The following is a 16,020-nucleotide window of genomic DNA, read 5'->3' as shown; positions in this document are numbered from 1 at the left end:
GTCGCTCGTCGTTGTTAGAGTGACGGGGTAGGCCAGCCAGCGGTAACTACACGTGGAAACCACGTGAGTTGAAAGGTAGCTGACTGACCGTGCCGTCTTCTCTCTGTTTCTGCTATCGCTATAAAACCTCTCCGGTACTCAGATACGGCGCATATCGAGATGTTTGAGAAATATCGATCTGTGAGCTACGTCTTCCAGGTCAAACAAATTCTGCCTCGGTTCGCAACCGATACACGCCCGTATTCAGCACGATTTCGTAAATTGTCAATATAATGGCGCAGTGAGTTCAGAGAAACCAAACACCCGAAAACCCTCCCGTTAGAGCTTTCGAGCCATCATCACTTCGTCAACGAACTCGTCGCCGACGAGATAGTGGTCGTTTCGAACGGCTTCAGTTTCCCAACTGAAATCTTCGAGGAGGTCGATTGCCGTCTCGTTCGTCTCGGGAAGACTCTGGTAAACTTTCTGGTATCCGGCGTCGTTCGCCCACGCCATCGCGCGTTCCAGCAGTCGGCTTCCGATGCCGTGTTTGCGGTACGGGCCGCGGACGCCCACGGTCAGTTCGGCGGTGTGGCGCAGTTTGTCGAGTTCCGGCGCGTCCAAGTGAACCCATCCGATGACTTCCCCCTCGTTCTCGCTACCGCTCACGGTTGCCACGTAGAACATCCGCGAACGACGGTCGTTGTTGCGGAGCAGGGCACCCTCGTCGTCGATGTCGGCGGCGACTCGCTCCGCGGAAATCGACGCGCCCTCGTCGGCGACTTCACGAATCGCGGTTTCGATGCCCCGGCGGTCGAACTGGTGGGCTTGTCGGATTCGGTACGAGAGGCCGTCTTCTTCGTACTCCTCCACGTCGTTGTCCAGTGCGAGGTGTAGTTCGCCTTCCTCTTCGATGAGGTGGCCCGCGTCCAACAGCGCGGAGACGTACTGCTGGAACTCCTCCGGCGGAATCCGAACTTTCGGTTCCGCGGTTCCGGAGCGCGCTGGTTTCGACCCGGACGGTGAGTCGATTCTGACTTGGTCGCGGACTTCCTCGACGGAGACGGAGCCGTTGCGTTCGACTTCGTCGTAGATGCGCTGTTGAATCGCGTCGTCGAACTCGATGGTGGCGGGTACTCCCATACTGGTGTGTACCAACGCGGAGAAGGTTATTATTTATCGCCTAATTTCGCCCCACGGCAGAGCGACTTCGGATTTCGAATTTATCGGGTGGGTAATTTCGTCGTTGTCCGTAGTTCAGTGGTGTCCGTATTTCACCGGTGTCCTTACTTTTCCTCGACGTGGCGCACGTCCGCCGAGACGCCACGCGTCGATTCTACCATCTCCGGCCCGGACATCTCGGCGCGACCGATGGCGAACGCCTTTGGCCCTTCGATGACCACTTCGTCGCCGACCCGAATGTCGTCGTCTGCGTCCACGATTCCCGGCGCGAGGACGCTTCCGTGCGGTGCGAAGGCGTCGATTTCGACCCGTTTTTCCGGCACGTCGCTTTCGACCCACTGGTGCGCCCCGGCGAGGGTGAACGAGAGTGTTCCGTACTGTGGAACCATCGCGGCCAACTGCTCGCCGTCGTCGTCGTGAACCCGGAGTTTCGGGTACCTGCTCTCGATGTTGATGGACGAGAAGAGTTCGTCGCCCGCACCGTCGCCGAACTGGTAATCCGCGATACCGCGAACCGTGTTGTGCTGGCGTTCTCGCTTGCCGTACTTCAGTTCGCCCGAGAGCGTACTGGCGAGGTTGGCGAGCGATTCGGTATTCGTCGGATGCCCTTCGACGGTGTACTCGAACTCCATATCGAGGGCGTCTTCGACTCGCTGGCAGACGTCGCGGTAACCTTCCTCCGGAACGTGCGCGATGACGCGGGGATACTCGTTTCGCTCCAGATAACGACGCAGAACTTCGGCCACGAACTGTTTTTCATCCTCGCTCCAGCGACCCGTGACGACGGAATCGTAATGCTGGGCGGGGTAGGTCAGTTCGAGTTCCTGCGGCACGACGCCGATGGGACTCGTCATCGAGACTTTGTGCGCGCGGAACTGAATCGCGTCGTGATATTGGCCGTGGCTTTGGGATTCGCTGTAGGGCTTCTTTGCCGAGCAAGGGAGCAGTACCAACGGATTGTCGAATCGACCCTGATAACGCGTCGTCACGCGGTTGGCGAACCGCTGAATCTCGACCCTGCGCAGGGAGTCGGATGTCGCGGCGGCGAGTTCCGTGTTTCGGAGAACCGGGGTTCGTTCTTCCACGTAACTCCACTGTTGGTCGAACTCGCGGAACGCGGCGGTAAGCCACTGCTCGTGGCGGGTTTGGCCCTCGATGTAATCCCGAAGTCGGCCCGCACGGATTCGCTGTCGGACGACCGCCAACTCGGCTTGGAGCGCGTTCACGTTGTGGTCAACGCAGTCCTCGCGGGTGAACTCGTCCACCGGACGCTGGCAGGCCGGACAGGAACAGGGAAGTTCCCGGAGGTCTTCCAGATGATATTCGCCTTCCGTCGTCAGGTACTTTCCTTGGGTTCCCTTGACCACGGCGCGGTCTGCGTCCACGAGGTCAACCCCCGAATAAACGAGCGTAGCGACGTTTTTCGGCGTGGCGACACCCGACAGAAACAGCGCGCTATCGGACGGAATCGCCTCGCGCGTTTCGATGATTGCGTCCTTGAACCCTGCGCCGTGGCCGACGACGCCCTGTGCGCCCGAGAGGACGTAGGCGTCGGTGCCGAAATCCTCCGCCGTCTCGGGTGCGATTACGGCGGCGCTCGGAAAGTCAACGTCTGGGTAGTCCACCGCGAAGGACTCCATCACTTCCTCGTCGGTGCCGCGCGGAAATGCCCGGTGGGGTAGAACGGTCAACTGCGATTCGTCGCCCTCGGGCATCTCGCGCTCTTTGAACCAGAGACTTCCCGCGTCGGAGACGACGTCGCCAGCGAGTTCCGGCGTGGTCACGGATTCGGAAAGGCGGAGTTCCCCAATTCGGGCCGCCCCATCCCGGTCGTGAACCTCGAAATAGTCGGTCATACCCGTGTTTCGGGGGAGCGGATTCAACTATCTTGCGTAACTCCGTGAGTTTCGAAATGGAAAATTGGGGTATCGTTGCGAACTCGGCGGGCGAGTGCGCCGCACTCGCCCGCCCGGTGATTGAGTACCACCCTTCGCTCAAGAACATGGACGACGGTCACAGCAATTCCGAACCGAAAAATGAATCCTTAAATTCTCCCTCAAACCGTCTCTTCCGTGCCTTCCAATCCGGAGTCCGTGATACGGAACTGGGCGCGTTCCCCGGCGGGTTTCGACCGGTGCTTTTCGAGGGTTGCCCGGCGGTTGCCACCGCGGAAGCGGTCTACCCGGAGGACGACGCCAGTCCAGTGTTCTAGCGTGTGCCCGCCGAGTGGTCGGGTGCCGTCCGAATCCGGGTCGGTGTACACCTGATTCGTCAGGAGAACCCCGAGGTCGTGCTTTCGCGCCAGCGAAAGCAGATGGGTCACTTGCCGGGCGACGCTTCTGAGCGCTTCCCCACCTTTCGTGTCCTCGCTCCGTTCGAGGCGATAAAATCCGGTCGCGCTGTCGAGGACGACGAGGTCGGCGCGGTCGGCGAACTCGCTCACATCCTTGACTGCGGCCTCCTGCTCCGCGAAATCGAGGGCTTCCTTGATGATGATTCGGGACGCGACTTCGTCCACGTCGCTCACCCTCGCCTCGGCGACTTGCTCGAATCGCTCGACTGAGAGGCCCTCGGTGTCGATGTAGACGACGGTGCCGCCGTCCCGCGCGGTTTCGACTGCGGTTCCAAGCGCGACGTTCGTCTTTCCTGCCGCGGGCGGCCCGTACACCTGCGTCACGGTTCCCCGTTCGAGTCCCCCTCCGAGTAGGTCATCTACGGGCGGACACCCGGTCGTCAGTTTCTCGGCGTCGGTCACATGCAGTCTTGACCCTTCTCACGCAAAAACTTCCGGTTTTAGCCCGACTGTGACGCGCTTTCGACCGTGGCGATTTTGTTCCACCCCTGCGAAGGGGAAGAAGTGACAGTCGTCGTTGCGACAGCGGATTTCGAAGTGTACCACGACGTGGTGAACGAACTGCGCGATAGAGGCGTCCGATTCACGACCATCGAACCGGACGACGACCTTCCCGAGCACGCCCGAATCTGTATTCGGGGAGAAGGGGACGACATCAATCCGGAGGCCGACCTTCCCGTCGTCGTCGCGGAGTCGGAACATCCCCGAAAGGCGGTCGAGGAGGCGCTCGCCATCCTTCGCGGCGAGTCTGGGAGAACCATTATCGGTATCGACCCCGGAACGCGCCCCGGCATCGCGGTTCTCTCGGGCGACTTCGTCATCTCCGCGTTTCACGTCCCACTGGCCGACGCCGCCGAAATCGTCCGCGAGGAGGTCGAGGACGCCATCGATCCTGTGGTTCGAATCGGCGACGGCGCGCGCCTGCAAGGCGCGCACCTCATCCGCGAACTCGAAGACGTGCTGGTCGAACTCGTGGACGAAACCGGAACGACGCCCTACCTCGGCACCGGCGCACGCGGCATGGGTGACGTGCTCGCGGCGGTCAACATCGCGCGATTGGAGGGCGAAGTCGTGGAAGAACGCGACATCGAACCGACGCAGGGTGAACTCGGCGTCATCAAACGTCGCTCGCGCGAATACGCGGAGGACAACCGCGAAATCGACGAAGAACTCGCCCGCCGTGTCGCGGCGGGCGAGTTGACTATCGAGGAGGCGCTTGCCGAGCATCGCGAGGAATAGTCAGAGTTCTACTAGCACGGTGTACTGGTGCATCTCGTCCACCGGACACTGGAGATGTTCTTCCTTGACGATTGCCCCTGTCATTAGCTGTTTCCCGACTTTCTGAAACTTGTCGAGTTCGACGTAGCCCTTCTCGCGGGCGACGACTTCGCCTTCGGGGTCGGTTTCGAACTCACCCATTCCGTCACAGTCGTCGAAGGGACATTGAACTCGGACGAGAACCATAGTTTTCCTACGATTTGTCGTTAGTTATAGATTTTCGTGTATCTCTTTCTCCGCCCGGCGCATCACTTCACGAACCGCGACCCCGGTTTCCTGCGCAACCGAACCAGCATCATCAAATTCCGCACTCACGTCGTACACTGACCCGGATTCGTCGCTCGCGATTTTTACGGTCACGTCGTACTCCGATTCTTTGATTTCCAGCGTGACTGTCTTGAACTCCCGGCGAGCAATCCAGCGATGGCTTGCTCCCGAGGCGCGAACGCCGAGGGTTCCGGTTTCTTCGGCCAATTTCCGAGCGACTCGCTCGGCGTCCTCCGGTTTCGTGATGACCTTCACGAGATGACCCGGACGTGATTTTTTCATCGTCGCCGGGAGAACCGACACATCGCGCGCGCCTGCATCCGCGAGTGTATCTTGAAGTGCACCGAGCACTTCCGGCGGCGCGTCGTCCAGATTCGTTTCGAGAACCGTGATGTCGTCGCGGATAAGACCGCCGTCCTCCCCAGATTCGCCAGCAAGGACGCGGAGGACGTTCGGGTGTTCTGGGAAGTCGTACCCTCCTGCACCGTAGCCTGATTGTTCGACGTTCAGCGTTGGAACCGTTTCGACGCCCTCGGCGAAGTGTGCGAGAATTGCCGCACCGGTGGGCGTCAGCAGTTCGGCCTCGACCGGGCCACCAGCGAGCGACCAGTCGGCTTGTGTCGCAACCTCGACCACGGCGGGGGCGGGAATCGGGTAGATTCCGTGGCTCATTTCGATCTGTCCGCCGCCGGTTGCCAGTGGCGTCGTCACGATTCGTTCTGCCTCCACGTCGGCGAACAGCAGGCAGGAACCGACCACGTCCGCGATGGCGTCGTCCGCGCCGACTTCGTGGAAGTGCGTCGAGTCGAGGTCGGTGTCGTGCACGTTCGCCTCCGCTTCGCCTAAAATCCGGAAGACGGCTTTCGCGTCGGATTCGACCGCGCTATCGAGTTCCAGCGATTCCAGCAGGTCGATTACCTCGCGGTAGGTTCGCGCCGGGCCGGAACCTTCCGCGTGCTGGTGGTCGTGGGAATGGGCGTGAGAATGGTCGTGGTGGTGTTTGTGCTCGTGGTCGTGCTGATGTCCATCCTCGTGAGTATGCTTTGGACCGTGTTCGTGTTCGTGACCGTGTTCGTGGGGGTCGTGCTCGTCCCCGTCGTTCGGCGATTCGTCGCCCGGCGAATCGCCGGCCAACAGCACGCGAACCCGAGTCGAAGAAATCCCGTTTTTGACGGTTCGTTCGACCGAATACTCTACATCGAGCGCATTTTCGACTGGGTCGAGCGCGCTTCGATCCGCTCCGGCGTCGAGCAGTGCCCCGAGAATCATGTCGCCGCTGGCCCCCATTCGTCCGTCGAACGCAAGCGTCCTCATACGTCCCAAGGAGTGCCGGAACGCGAAAATCCCACCGGTCGTGTCGGCACCACTATCCCTTTGTACTGTTATCCCGTAGTGTCAACCATCGCACGCGGGCACCGCCCTACAATATCGGCAGACAGCGTGGCCGAAAACCCCGGTAGCAAAGGACTTATGCCCCGCGAACTATCACCCATAACCATCCCCGTGACTGAACAATCATGAACGAAGTGCAACTGGAGGTCGCGAAAGCGTATCCGAACGATTCGGGACGCGGCATCGCCCGTCTCGACCCGGACACGCTCTTGCATCTGAAGCTGAGCCCCGGAGACATCATCGAAATCGAAGGCGGCGACACAACGGCTGCGAAAGTCTGGCGCGCCGACCGGCAGGACTGGAACACCGACACAGTCCGTATCGACGGTTTCACGCGCCAAAACGCCGATGTCGGTATCGGCGAGCGTGTCGAAATCCGAAAGGCCGAGGCCGAAAAGGCCGACAAACTGGTGCTTGCTCCCCCGGAGGAAGCGAGCGTGCAGTTCGGAAGCGACGCCGCAGGTATGGTCAAGCGCCAGATTCTGAAACGCCCCGTGGTCGAGCGCGACATCGTGCCCGTCATGTCGAGTACGAACCATCCGTTCATGCGCTCGCCCGGACAGGCGATTCCGCTGATTGCGGTCGAAACCGACCCGCAAGGCGTCTGTCTCATCACCGAGGATACGGAAGTCGAACTGCGAGAAGAGCCGATTTCCGGCTTCGAGAAGACCGGCGGCGGAATCACCTACGAGGACATCGGCGGTCTACAGAACGAAATCCAGCGCGTGCGGGAGATGGTCGAACTCCCGATGAAGCATCCACAAATCTTCCAAAAGCTCGGCATCGAGCCGCCACAAGGGGTGCTTCTCCACGGGCCGCCGGGTACCGGGAAAACCTTACTGGCGAAAGCAGTCGCCAACGAAACCAGCGCGAGTTTCTTCTCCATCGCTGGCCCGGAGATTATCTCGAAATACTACGGCGAGTCCGAACAGCAACTCCGCGAAATCTTCGAAGACGCGGCCGAGGAGTCGCCATCTATCATCTTCATCGACGAACTCGACTCCATCGCGCCCAAACGTGAGGACGTGACCGGCGAAGTCGAACGCCGTGTCGTCGCGCAACTGCTGACGATGATGGACGGCCTCGAAGCGCGCGGACAGGTCATCGTCATCGCGGCGACCAACCGCGTCGATTCGGTTGACCCCGCACTCCGACGCCCGGGCCGCTTCGACCGTGAAATCGAGATTGGTGTGCCGGACGAGGAAGGGAGAACCGAAATCCTCCAGATTCACACCCGAGGCATGCCGCTTTCGGACGACGTGAACCTGCCGAGCCTGTCGAACGACACCCACGGCTTCGTCGGGGCAGACATCGAGAGTCTGACGAAGGAGGCCGCGATGAAGGCGCTCCGGCGCTATCTGCCGGAAATCGACTTGGACGAGGAGTCCATCCCACCGTCGCTCATCGACCGGATGATAGTGAAGCGCAAGGACTTCAAGGGTGCGCTGAACGAGGTCGAACCCTCCGCCATGCGCGAGGTGCTGGTCGAACTGCCGAAGATTTCGTGGGACGACGTCGGCGGTCTCGAAGACCCCAAGAGTCAGGTCAAAGAAAGCGTCGAATGGCCGCTCACGTCTCCCGAGAAGTTCGACCGAATGGGCATCGACCCGCCGTCCGGCGTCCTGCTCTACGGGCCGCCCGGAACCGGGAAGACGCTCATGGCGAAAGCCGTCGCCAACGAGACGAACGCCAACTTCATCAGCGTTCGCGGCCCGCAACTGCTGTCGAAGTGGGTCGGCGAATCCGAGAAGGCCATCCGTCAGACCTTCCGCAAAGCGCGGCAGGTCAGTCCGACGGTCATCTTCTTCGACGAGTTGGACAGCCTCGCCCCCGGTCGCAGTCAGGAGGTCGGCAGCAACGTCTCCGAGCGCGTGGTCAACCAACTACTGACGGAACTCGACGGCTTGGAAGAGAAGGGCGACGTGATGGTCATCGGCGCGACCAACCGCCCCGACATGATCGACCCAGCGCTCATCCGCTCGGGTCGCTTCGACCGCCTCGTCATGATCGGCCAACCCGACGAGGAAGGCCGCGAGCAAATCCTCAAAATCCACACCGAGGACACGCCGCTCGCACCCGACGTGAGCCTGCGCGAACTCGCGGAGATGACCGACGGCTACGTCGGCAGCGACTTGGAATCCATCGCGAGAGAGGCCGCAATCGAGGCCCTGCGCGAGGACGACGACGCTGAAGAGGTCGAGATGCGCCACTTCCGCGCGGCGATGGAGGGCGTGCGTGCCACCATCACCGAAGACCTGCTCGACTACTACACTCAAATCGAACAGGACTTCAAGGGTGGCTCGTCCGGACCACAGCGCCAAACTGGCGGCAGAATCGGTTTCCAATAGAACGTTTTACGACGGTCGAAGGTCAGTTCGTCCGCGATTTCGCGGACGAACTGACTGTCTCCCTGTAAAACGTTCATCAAAAGCACTCCTCCTTCATTTCGTTCCGACAGACTCGCACAGCGAGTCTGTCGGACTCCATTCAGTCGTCGGCCCGCTCACTTCGTTCGCGGTGAGTGTACTTGTCGCTGTGAAAAGCAGGCCTGTCTATCGCTCCTTCGTCACTCACGAGAACTTCGGTCACCAGCGTAGGATAGCGAGCAACGCGAGCGATAGGCCGGTGACACAACCGGCAAAATAAGCAGACCACACAACCGCTGGCGGCCAGTTTACTCTCCGGAAAATCGGAGATTTTCCGGGCCAAGGAACCTTCGACGGAGCGAGAAAACGAGCACCGCGAGTTTTCGACGCGACGGAGGAGGTGACGCAGTGTTTTTGGTGCAGATTTTTCCAGGGAGGTAGTCCGAGACGAACGCCGCGCGGCGTTCGTCTCGGCTCCCGACCGCAGAAAAAGGTGCTAGTAGATAAGTTCGTCGTCGTTTTCGACCATGTAGAACGTGCGAGCGGCGATGTTGACTGCGTGGTCGCCGATACGTTCCAAGTCGCGGATGGTGAGCAGGAGGCGGGAAACGTCTTGGAGGAGTCGTTCGATTTCCTGTTCGGTGTTTTCTTCGAGTTCGGTTTCGATGAGGTCGCGGACGACGAGCGCGCTGGCGCGCTCACAGAGGTCGTCCAAATCGTCGTCTTGGTCGGCGACGGCGTAGCAGGCGTCGGTGTCCTCCTCGTCGTAGGCGTCCATCGTCACTTCCAGCATGTCGAGGGTGACGTTGCCGAGTTCCTGAATATCGACTTCGGGGAACACGTCGTGGTCGGCTTGGAGCGTGTACTCGCCGAGGTTCACCGCGAGGTCGCCGATTCGTTCGAGGTCGGTGATGATTTTGAACGACGCGGCAATCATCCGGAGGTCGCTTGCAACCGGTTGCTGGAGCGCGAGCAGGTCGATACAGTCCTGTTCGAGTTCGAGGTAAAGTTCGTTCACCTCGTCGTCGCCCTCGATGACTTCGTGGGCGAGGTCGCGGTCTTTCTGTTCGAGTGCGTTGAGTCCGAGACGAAGACGCTCCATCACGACTTCGCTCATGTAGAGAACGTTTTCACGGAGGTCTAGCAGTTGTTGTTGGTAGCTTTTGCGTGCCATAGTTGTATTCGAGAGGTAGTGGTGTGTTTGAGAGTCGTCGGTATGAATCTTATCCGAATTTGCCGGTGATGTAATCTTCGACGCGTTCGTGTTCGGGATTCTCGAAGATTTTCTGCGTGTCGTCGAACTCCACGAGTTCGCCGCCGGTCAGGAAGACGGCCGTTTTGTCGCTGATACGCGCCGCCTGCTGCATGTTGTGGGTGACGATGACGACGGTGTAATCCTCCGCCAGTTCGGCGATGAGGTCTTCGACCTTCGAGGTTGCGACGGGGTCGAGCGCGCTCGCGGGTTCGTCCATCAGAAGCACTTCCGGGTCGGGTGCGATAGCGCGAGCGATGCAGAGGCGCTGTTGTTGGCCGCCGGAGAGTTCGAGACCAGATTCGTCCAGTCGGTCTTTCACCTCGTCCCACAGCGCGGCGCGCTTCAGTGACTCTTCGACGATTTCGTCGTAATCGCCGTCTTTGTCCTGAATGTTGAGTCCGTAGGCGACGTTGTCGTAGATGCTCTTGGGGAACGGGTTCGGCTTCTGGAACACCATTCCGACGCGGCGACGGAGCGCAACCGGGTCAACGTCGTCGTCGTAGACGTTCTTCCCGCGCAGGGAGAGTTCGCCTTCGACCGTTGCGGCGTCGATGAGGTCGTTCATCCGGTTGATACACCGAAGGAACGTGGATTTGCCACAGCCGGACGGGCCAATCATCGCGGTGACGCGGTTTTTCGGAATCTCCATGTCGATTCCTTGGAGCGCTTGGTCGTCGTCGTACCAGACCTTCACGTCCTTCGAGGTGATTATCGGTTGCGTGTCTGCACGACTGACGCTTCCCGAATCGACGTCGGTGTCGATGACCATGTCGTCTGACATCGAATTTGATGGCTCTTCCGCACGCGCTCTGTCGCTCGTTTCCTCGTTCTGCATGTTTTCTTGACTCATAGTTTATCCCTCCTTCTGATACTTGTTCCGCAGTGCAATCGCGACCGAGTTCATCGCCAGCATGGCGATGAGCAGGACGATGACGCCCGCCGGGACGACTCGCTCGAAGAACTCAGGCGTGGCGAACGTCCCTGCCCACACGTAGATTTGCATCGGCATCGCGGCGACGACCGATTCGAACGTGCGCGGAACGGGGGCGATGTTCGCCGCACCAATCATGATGAGCGGCGCGGTCTCACCGACCGCACGTCCCAATCCGAGAATCGTTCCGGTGAGGATGCCGGGGAACGCTCGCGGTAGGACAACGTTTCGTACCGTCTGCCATTTCGTTGCGCCCATTCCGTAGGACGCCTGTCGCATGTCGTTCGGAACTGCTCGAATCGCCTCCTGCGACGAGATGATAATGATGGGCAGGATGAGGAGCGAGAGTGCCAGTCCACCGACGACGATGGTACCGGAACCGAACAGGCTCCCGGCGACGTATACCGGCGAGAGGCCGAGCGGGTTCGCAATTGCCGGTGGAAGCACTGGAATACCGGGGCCAAGATACGTGACGAAGACACCCGCGCCGAGCAGGCCGTACACGACACTTGGAACACCTGCCAGATTCGAGACGTTGATTGTGATGATTCTCGTTAGCTTATTGTCCGGGGCGTACTCTTCGAGGTACACTGCGGCACCGACGCCGAGCGGGAACGATACGAGTGAGACGACGAACATCAACAGCACCGAACCGACGATTGCAGGATACAGACCCGCGTCTGCGGCAGTGCTTGAACTGTTGCCCGTGACGAATCCCCAGTCGAGCCACGACTGTGGCCCGGCGAACGACAGGACGTCAACGAGGAACGCCCCGAGGAGTGCGCCACCGATGATGGCAACTGGTAATGCGAGCCCAACCTTGTTTTCCGGCCGATGAGTGACCGTGTCGGCGACGTAGAGTCCGACCGGGACAAGGGCCATTGTCGTCAGAATCGGTGCGGCAACCGCCCCGATGCCGGTGAGACCACCGACAAACGACGACAGAATCGTCACGAGGAGGATGATTCCGGCCGCGATGTTCGCGGTTCGTTCCTCATCCCACCGTTTGCTAACGTAGCTTCTTCCGGCGAGTGCCGCCACCGAACCGAAGGTGAGCGCCATCGACATGCCGTTCGTCGGAATGTAGAGCAGGCGAAGGATGCCGTATGGCACGAGCGCCAACGATGCGCCAAAGGTGATCACCGTGATACCCAGCCAGCCGAGGAACGGGATTTCGAAATCGCTCCTGCTCAATCCGATGGCGAACGCGATGGGGACGGCGAACGCGACGAAGTACGCGAACCACATGAGCGGGTACACCACGTCGATGAAGACGGTCGAGATACCCGCCGCGAATATCGTCCCGACGAGGAGCATCCCGATTGTGGTTACCCCCGTTGAAAGTGCGACTCCGCTGGTTCGGTTCAGATACCAACCGACCGCAACAGTTGGTAGGACGAAAGTTGTGAAGAAGACGAGATACCATCCGGGGTCGGCCGTAAACGGTTGAATGGCGTCGTTTGCCACGTACAGCAACAACGCACCCAGCGCGATGATACCGACGAGCGTCGCGGCCAGCAGTGCGTACTTGAATATCGTTCCGGTCGTTTGACTGACCTGCCCGAATCCGCTGGTCTTCTCGTATTCGCCTGTGTCTGTTGCCATCTTAGTATTCCTCCCGGTAATGTTCCGCGATGAGGTCGCTGACGACGTTCATCAGGAGTGTGATGACGAACAGGGTGAGGCCGAGGGCGAACGCGCTCCGATATGCGATACCGCCACCAGCGAAGTCGCCCGTAAGCGAGCTCACGATTGCCGCCGTAATCGGCATGTTCGGGTTAGTGTATTCCATCGGGTTGAGCGGATTTCGGAGGAATGCGACGCTTCCTGCCGCGACAGTCACTGCCATCGTCTCCCCGATTGCGCGCGACAGCGCGAGAATGAACGAGGAAAAGATACCGGAAATAGCTGCAGGGATGACGATGCCGACAGAGACGTCGAGCTTCGTCGCACCCATTCCGTATCCCGCTTGTCGAAGCGAATCGGGAACGGCGCTCATCGCGTCCTCGCTGATGGACGCGACCATCGGAATTATCATGATACCGACGACGATGCTCGCCGATATCATGTTGAAAAACTGTACGTCGATGAAGATGTCCAGTAACGGTGTGATATAGATGAGTGCAAAGAAACCGTAGACGACGGTCGGGACACCAGCGAGGATTTCGAGTGCTGGTTTCAACACCGCCCGTGTTCGCGGGCTTGCGTACTCGCTCAGATACAGTGCAGTTGTAACGCCGAGCGGCAACGCGATGAGTGCAGAACCGATGGTTACCATGAGCGTTCCGGTGAGCGGCGCTAGAACACCGAACTCACCGCTACTAGGTCGCCACGTTGACCCAGTCAAGAAGTCGAATATCGATGTCGTCTCTCCGCTGACGCCGAGTATTCCCGCGGTTTCGCTGAAAAACCGCAGCGACTCGTTCAGCAGCAAAAGAACGATACCGACGGTCGTGATTATCGACAGGAGCGCGCACGTGAAGAAGAATAGACGCGCTAGCAGCTCCCGCGACGAATTGCCTGTTCGTCTTGTAAGATTTTGTGTTATCCGATCAGTACTCATTGTTCGTATTCCTCAGTCGTATTCGAAAAGGCCTTCGTTTACCGATTCAGTCGCTTTAGTTACCGTTCGCCTTCTCGATGGCCTCTTCGAGTGCATTCATCTGTTCTTCTTTCTGCGAGTCGTCGAGCGGGACGTATCCGACGCTATCCGCCACGATTTCTTGGTTCGTCGTCTGCTCAACCCAGAACTTCGCGAACTCGGCGATATGGTCTTCACTCAATGCCGACTGCGCTGGATAGGTGAACAACGGTCGCGAAAGCGGCTTGTACTCGCCCGACTTTGCGGTTTCGAGCGACGGTTTGACACAGCCGTTGCCGTTGTCGATGCCGAGCGCTTTCACTTCGTCTTTGGATTTGCTGTAGTAGGAGAAGCCGAGGTAACCGAGCGCGTATTTGCTCTCCTTGACGCCGCTGATGATGCTGTTGTCGTTTTCGCTCGCTTGATGGTCCATCCGGTGCTCGTTGTCCTCGCCGACGACGGCCTCGTGCATGTAATCGAGCGTTCCGGAGGCCTCAGTCGGACCGTAGAGCTGAATCTTCTCGTCCGGCCAGTCGGAGTTCACGTCGCTCCAGTTGGTGACTTTGTCGTTGCCACCCTGCCAAATCTGTTTGAGTTCATCGACGGTCATGCAGTCGACGAAGTCGTTGTTGTTGTTGACGACGACCGTGAGTGCGTCCGTCGCAACTTGGAGTTCGACGGGCGTCACGTCGTTGTTCTCACACGACGTCACCTCTTCCTCTTGAATCGGCCGGGACGCGTTATTGAAATCGCTTTTCCCCGGACAGAAGTGATTTGCGAACCCGCCACCGCTTCCGGTCGATTTGATGTTGATGCCCACGTCTTCGTATTCTTTATTGAACTCTTCCTGAATCGCCTGCGCCAGCGGAAACACCGTCGAACTACCGGAGATGCTAATCGACCCGCTCAGTCCGCCGCCATCGCCGCCGCCGGAACCTCCGGAACCGCCTCCCGCCGCGGGATTCTTCGTACAACCCGCAAGCGCGATTGCGCCCGATGCACCTGCTCCCATGAGGAATTTCCGCCGCGAAACGCCGCTTGACGACTTGTCTGACATCATCGAATTCGAAGGGCAGAACGTAATAATACGTTGCTATTATTTCTATATATTTCTAAGTATGCTATTGTTCTACGTTTGGTCATGTGTGTCATCCGGTGTTTGTACGACGCTAAATATCCTCTGTAGCGTATCTGGGGCGATAAGCTTCAATTTAGCTGAGGTATTCTCTTCCTAATTTTTCTCCCTTCTCGAAGTCATATTTTATATATCCATCACTCATATGAGCGAGGACCATACTATCCGTGAAGATAGTGGTTTTTCCGAATCTGTATATAGAGATGGGTGGATTTATGGTATACTCGGAACCATACGAACGTATGGAGACGCGCAAAGTCCAGGTCACCGGCGGTTCGACGTACACCGTTTCGCTCCCGAAAACGTGGGCAACCGATAACGGCATCGAAGCGGGAAGCGTCGTCGAATTTTATCCGGAATCGGATTCGCTACTACTCACTCCGAAGGACGAACGCGACCAGCTGGAAGGAACGCTCGACATCCGCGACCTACAGGACGAGGAGTTGAATCGCGCGGTCATGACGATGTACGTGAGCGGATTCGACATCATCACGCTCGAAGCCAATCGCATTACGACGGAACAGCGAAGAACCATCAGCTCGGCGACACAAGGGCTGGTCGGACTCGAAGTGCTCGAAGAAACCGGCAACAAGGTCGTCATTCAAGACCTCCTCGACTCCTCCGAACTGTCGATTCACAACGCGGTCACGCGCATGCGCCTCATCGCCCTCTCGATGCTGGACGACGCAATCACCGCCCTCGCCGAGAACGACGAGGACATCGCGCGCGACGTTATCACCCGCGACGAGGACGTTGACCGCCTCTGGTACGTCGTCTCCCGAATCTTCCGGGCCGCACTTCGCACCGCGAAAGCGACCGAAGAACTCGGTATGTCCCGCGAGGTGTGTTTCGACTACCATTCCAGTGCGCGCCAACTCGAACGCATCGCCGACCACGCCGCCAAAATCGGTCGGCTCACGCTTCAGATGTCGTCGGCACCTCCCGAGGAAGTGATGGAAAGTCTCGAAGAACTCCACGACGACGCCACCGACGTTATCGACACCGCGATGGACGCCCTCTTTTCCGCCGACACCGACGAAGCGACCGAACTCGCAAACGAAGCCCGGCAGGCGATTTTGGAAATCGACGAACACGCACGCTCCATCGACAAACTGCTCCGCGAACAAGACCCACAGCAGGCCCAGTCGCTCGGACTCGTTGTTGACTCACTCTCCCGATGTGCCGACTACGGCGGCAACATCGCCGAAACTGCGCTCCAGAAGGCCGCACCGCGACCATAAAATCGCCAGTTCGATTTCTGTCATTCTACATTCGACTCTCTCTCCTCGATAGCGCCGTCG

The 16,020-nt window shown here is 59.2% G+C and carries 13 protein-coding genes; 3 read left to right on the top strand and 10 right to left on the bottom strand.

Annotation, left to right across the window (positions count from 1 at the left end; translation table 11 throughout):
* Window positions 1-318: 318 nt before the first annotated feature.
* The 3 genes from BW974_RS10370 to radB form a co-directional block, all read right to left on the bottom strand.
* Complete coding sequence (locus tag BW974_RS10370; protein ID WP_076430042.1) at window positions 319-1,122, bottom strand: GNAT family N-acetyltransferase; 804 nt, start codon at window positions 1,120-1,122, stop codon at window positions 319-321.
* A gap of 143 nt (window positions 1,123-1,265) precedes the next feature.
* Window positions 1,266-3,017, bottom strand: coding sequence for an archaeosine synthase subunit alpha (gene arcS, locus BW974_RS10365; RefSeq protein ID WP_076430041.1), 1,752 nt, complete (start codon window positions 3,015-3,017; stop codon window positions 1,266-1,268).
* A gap of 200 nt (window positions 3,018-3,217) precedes the next feature.
* Window positions 3,218-3,916: a DNA repair and recombination protein RadB gene (gene radB / locus BW974_RS10360; RefSeq protein ID WP_076430040.1), complete on the bottom strand. Its 699-nt coding sequence runs from the start codon at window positions 3,914-3,916 to the stop codon at window positions 3,218-3,220.
* Between the two features lie 102 nt (window positions 3,917-4,018).
* On the opposite strand from radB, the gene BW974_RS10355 reads away from it, so the two are divergent.
* Window positions 4,019-4,753 carry a hypothetical protein gene (locus BW974_RS10355; RefSeq protein ID WP_076430340.1) on the top strand — a complete coding sequence of 245 codons (735 nt, stop codon included), beginning with the start codon at window positions 4,019-4,021 and terminating at the stop codon, window positions 4,751-4,753.
* Here the strand turns inward: BW974_RS10355 and BW974_RS10350 are convergent, their stop codons facing one another.
* Complete coding sequence (locus tag BW974_RS10350) at window positions 4,754-4,978, bottom strand: hypothetical protein (RefSeq protein ID WP_076430039.1); 225 nt, start codon at window positions 4,976-4,978, stop codon at window positions 4,754-4,756.
* A 24-nt stretch (window positions 4,979-5,002) separates the two neighbouring features.
* The gene (gene larC, locus BW974_RS10345; protein WP_076430038.1) at window positions 5,003-6,373 is read right to left on the bottom strand and encodes a nickel pincer cofactor biosynthesis protein LarC; all 1,371 of its coding nucleotides are present in this window, start codon (window positions 6,371-6,373) and stop codon (window positions 5,003-5,005) included.
* Window positions 6,374-6,576: 203 nt separating this feature from the next.
* Between larC and BW974_RS10340 the strand changes: the two genes are divergently transcribed.
* Window positions 6,577-8,799 (top strand): CDC48 family AAA ATPase, encoded by a 2,223-nt coding sequence (locus BW974_RS10340; RefSeq protein ID WP_076430037.1) that lies wholly within the window; start codon window positions 6,577-6,579, stop codon window positions 8,797-8,799.
* 514 nt (window positions 8,800-9,313) lie between these two features.
* Here BW974_RS10340 and phoU read toward each other — a convergent pair.
* The 5 genes from phoU to BW974_RS10315 all read right to left on the bottom strand — a co-directional run bounded on the left by phoU (window position 9,314) and on the right by BW974_RS10315 (window position 14,641).
* On the bottom strand, window positions 9,314-9,991 hold the full coding sequence (gene phoU / locus BW974_RS10335; RefSeq protein ID WP_076430036.1) for a phosphate signaling complex protein PhoU: 678 nt from the start codon (window positions 9,989-9,991) through the stop codon (window positions 9,314-9,316).
* A gap of 49 nt (window positions 9,992-10,040) precedes the next feature.
* Window positions 10,041-10,841, bottom strand: a complete 801-nt coding sequence (gene pstB, locus BW974_RS10330) for a phosphate ABC transporter ATP-binding protein PstB (protein WP_245800013.1) — start codon at window positions 10,839-10,841, stop codon at window positions 10,041-10,043.
* A gap of 84 nt (window positions 10,842-10,925) precedes the next feature.
* Window positions 10,926-12,608 (bottom strand): phosphate ABC transporter permease PstA, encoded by a 1,683-nt coding sequence (gene pstA, locus BW974_RS10325; protein ID WP_076430034.1) that lies wholly within the window; start codon window positions 12,606-12,608, stop codon window positions 10,926-10,928.
* A gap of 1 nt (window position 12,609) precedes the next feature.
* Entirely contained in the window at window positions 12,610-13,566 is a 957-nt protein-coding gene (gene pstC / locus BW974_RS10320) for a phosphate ABC transporter permease subunit PstC (protein ID WP_076430033.1), read from the bottom strand.
* Between the two features lie 55 nt (window positions 13,567-13,621).
* Entirely contained in the window at window positions 13,622-14,641 is a 1,020-nt protein-coding gene (locus BW974_RS10315; protein ID WP_076430032.1) for a PstS family phosphate ABC transporter substrate-binding protein, read from the bottom strand.
* Window positions 14,642-14,961: 320 nt separating this feature from the next.
* Between BW974_RS10315 and BW974_RS10310 the strand changes: the two genes are divergently transcribed.
* On the top strand, window positions 14,962-15,960 hold the full coding sequence (locus BW974_RS10310) for a phosphate signaling complex PhoU family protein (RefSeq protein WP_076430339.1): 999 nt from the start codon (window positions 14,962-14,964) through the stop codon (window positions 15,958-15,960).
* The last annotated feature ends 60 nt before the right edge of the window (window positions 15,961-16,020 follow it).

This window comes from Haladaptatus litoreus, assembly GCF_900156425.1.
GTDB classification, from domain to species: domain Archaea; phylum Halobacteriota; class Halobacteria; order Halobacteriales; family Haladaptataceae; genus Haladaptatus; species Haladaptatus litoreus.
The sequence above is the reverse complement of the archived record's forward strand: the minus strand, read 5'-3'. Positions and strand labels throughout refer to the sequence as shown.

What these genes read in the sequence shown, in the direction of transcription:
- pstA (WP_076430034.1), bottom strand. Translation starts at nt 12,608, where the DNA reads ATGGCAACAGACACAGGCGAATACGAGAAGACCAGCGGATTCGGGCAG.
- phoU (WP_076430036.1), bottom strand. Translation starts at nt 9,991, where the DNA reads ATGGCACGCAAAAGCTACCAACAACAACTGCTAGACCTCCGTGAAAAC.
- BW974_RS10340 (WP_076430037.1), top strand. Translation starts at nt 6,577, where the DNA reads ATGAACGAAGTGCAACTGGAGGTCGCGAAAGCGTATCCGAACGATTCG.
- pstC (WP_076430033.1), bottom strand. Translation starts at nt 13,566, where the DNA reads ATGAGTACTGATCGGATAACACAAAATCTTACAAGACGAACAGGCAAT.
- BW974_RS10350 (WP_076430039.1), bottom strand. Translation starts at nt 4,978, where the DNA reads ATGGTTCTCGTCCGAGTTCAATGTCCCTTCGACGACTGTGACGGAATG.
- arcS (WP_076430041.1), bottom strand. Translation starts at nt 3,017, where the DNA reads ATGACCGACTATTTCGAGGTTCACGACCGGGATGGGGCGGCCCGAATT.
- larC (WP_076430038.1), bottom strand. Translation starts at nt 6,373, where the DNA reads ATGAGGACGCTTGCGTTCGACGGACGAATGGGGGCCAGCGGCGACATG.
- BW974_RS10315 (WP_076430032.1), bottom strand. Translation starts at nt 14,641, where the DNA reads ATGTCAGACAAGTCGTCAAGCGGCGTTTCGCGGCGGAAATTCCTCATG.
- BW974_RS10370 (WP_076430042.1), bottom strand. Translation starts at nt 1,122, where the DNA reads ATGGGAGTACCCGCCACCATCGAGTTCGACGACGCGATTCAACAGCGC.
- BW974_RS10310 (WP_076430339.1), top strand. Translation starts at nt 14,962, where the DNA reads ATGGAGACGCGCAAAGTCCAGGTCACCGGCGGTTCGACGTACACCGTT.
- pstB (WP_245800013.1), bottom strand. Translation starts at nt 10,841, where the DNA reads ATGGTCATCGACACCGACGTCGATTCGGGAAGCGTCAGTCGTGCAGAC.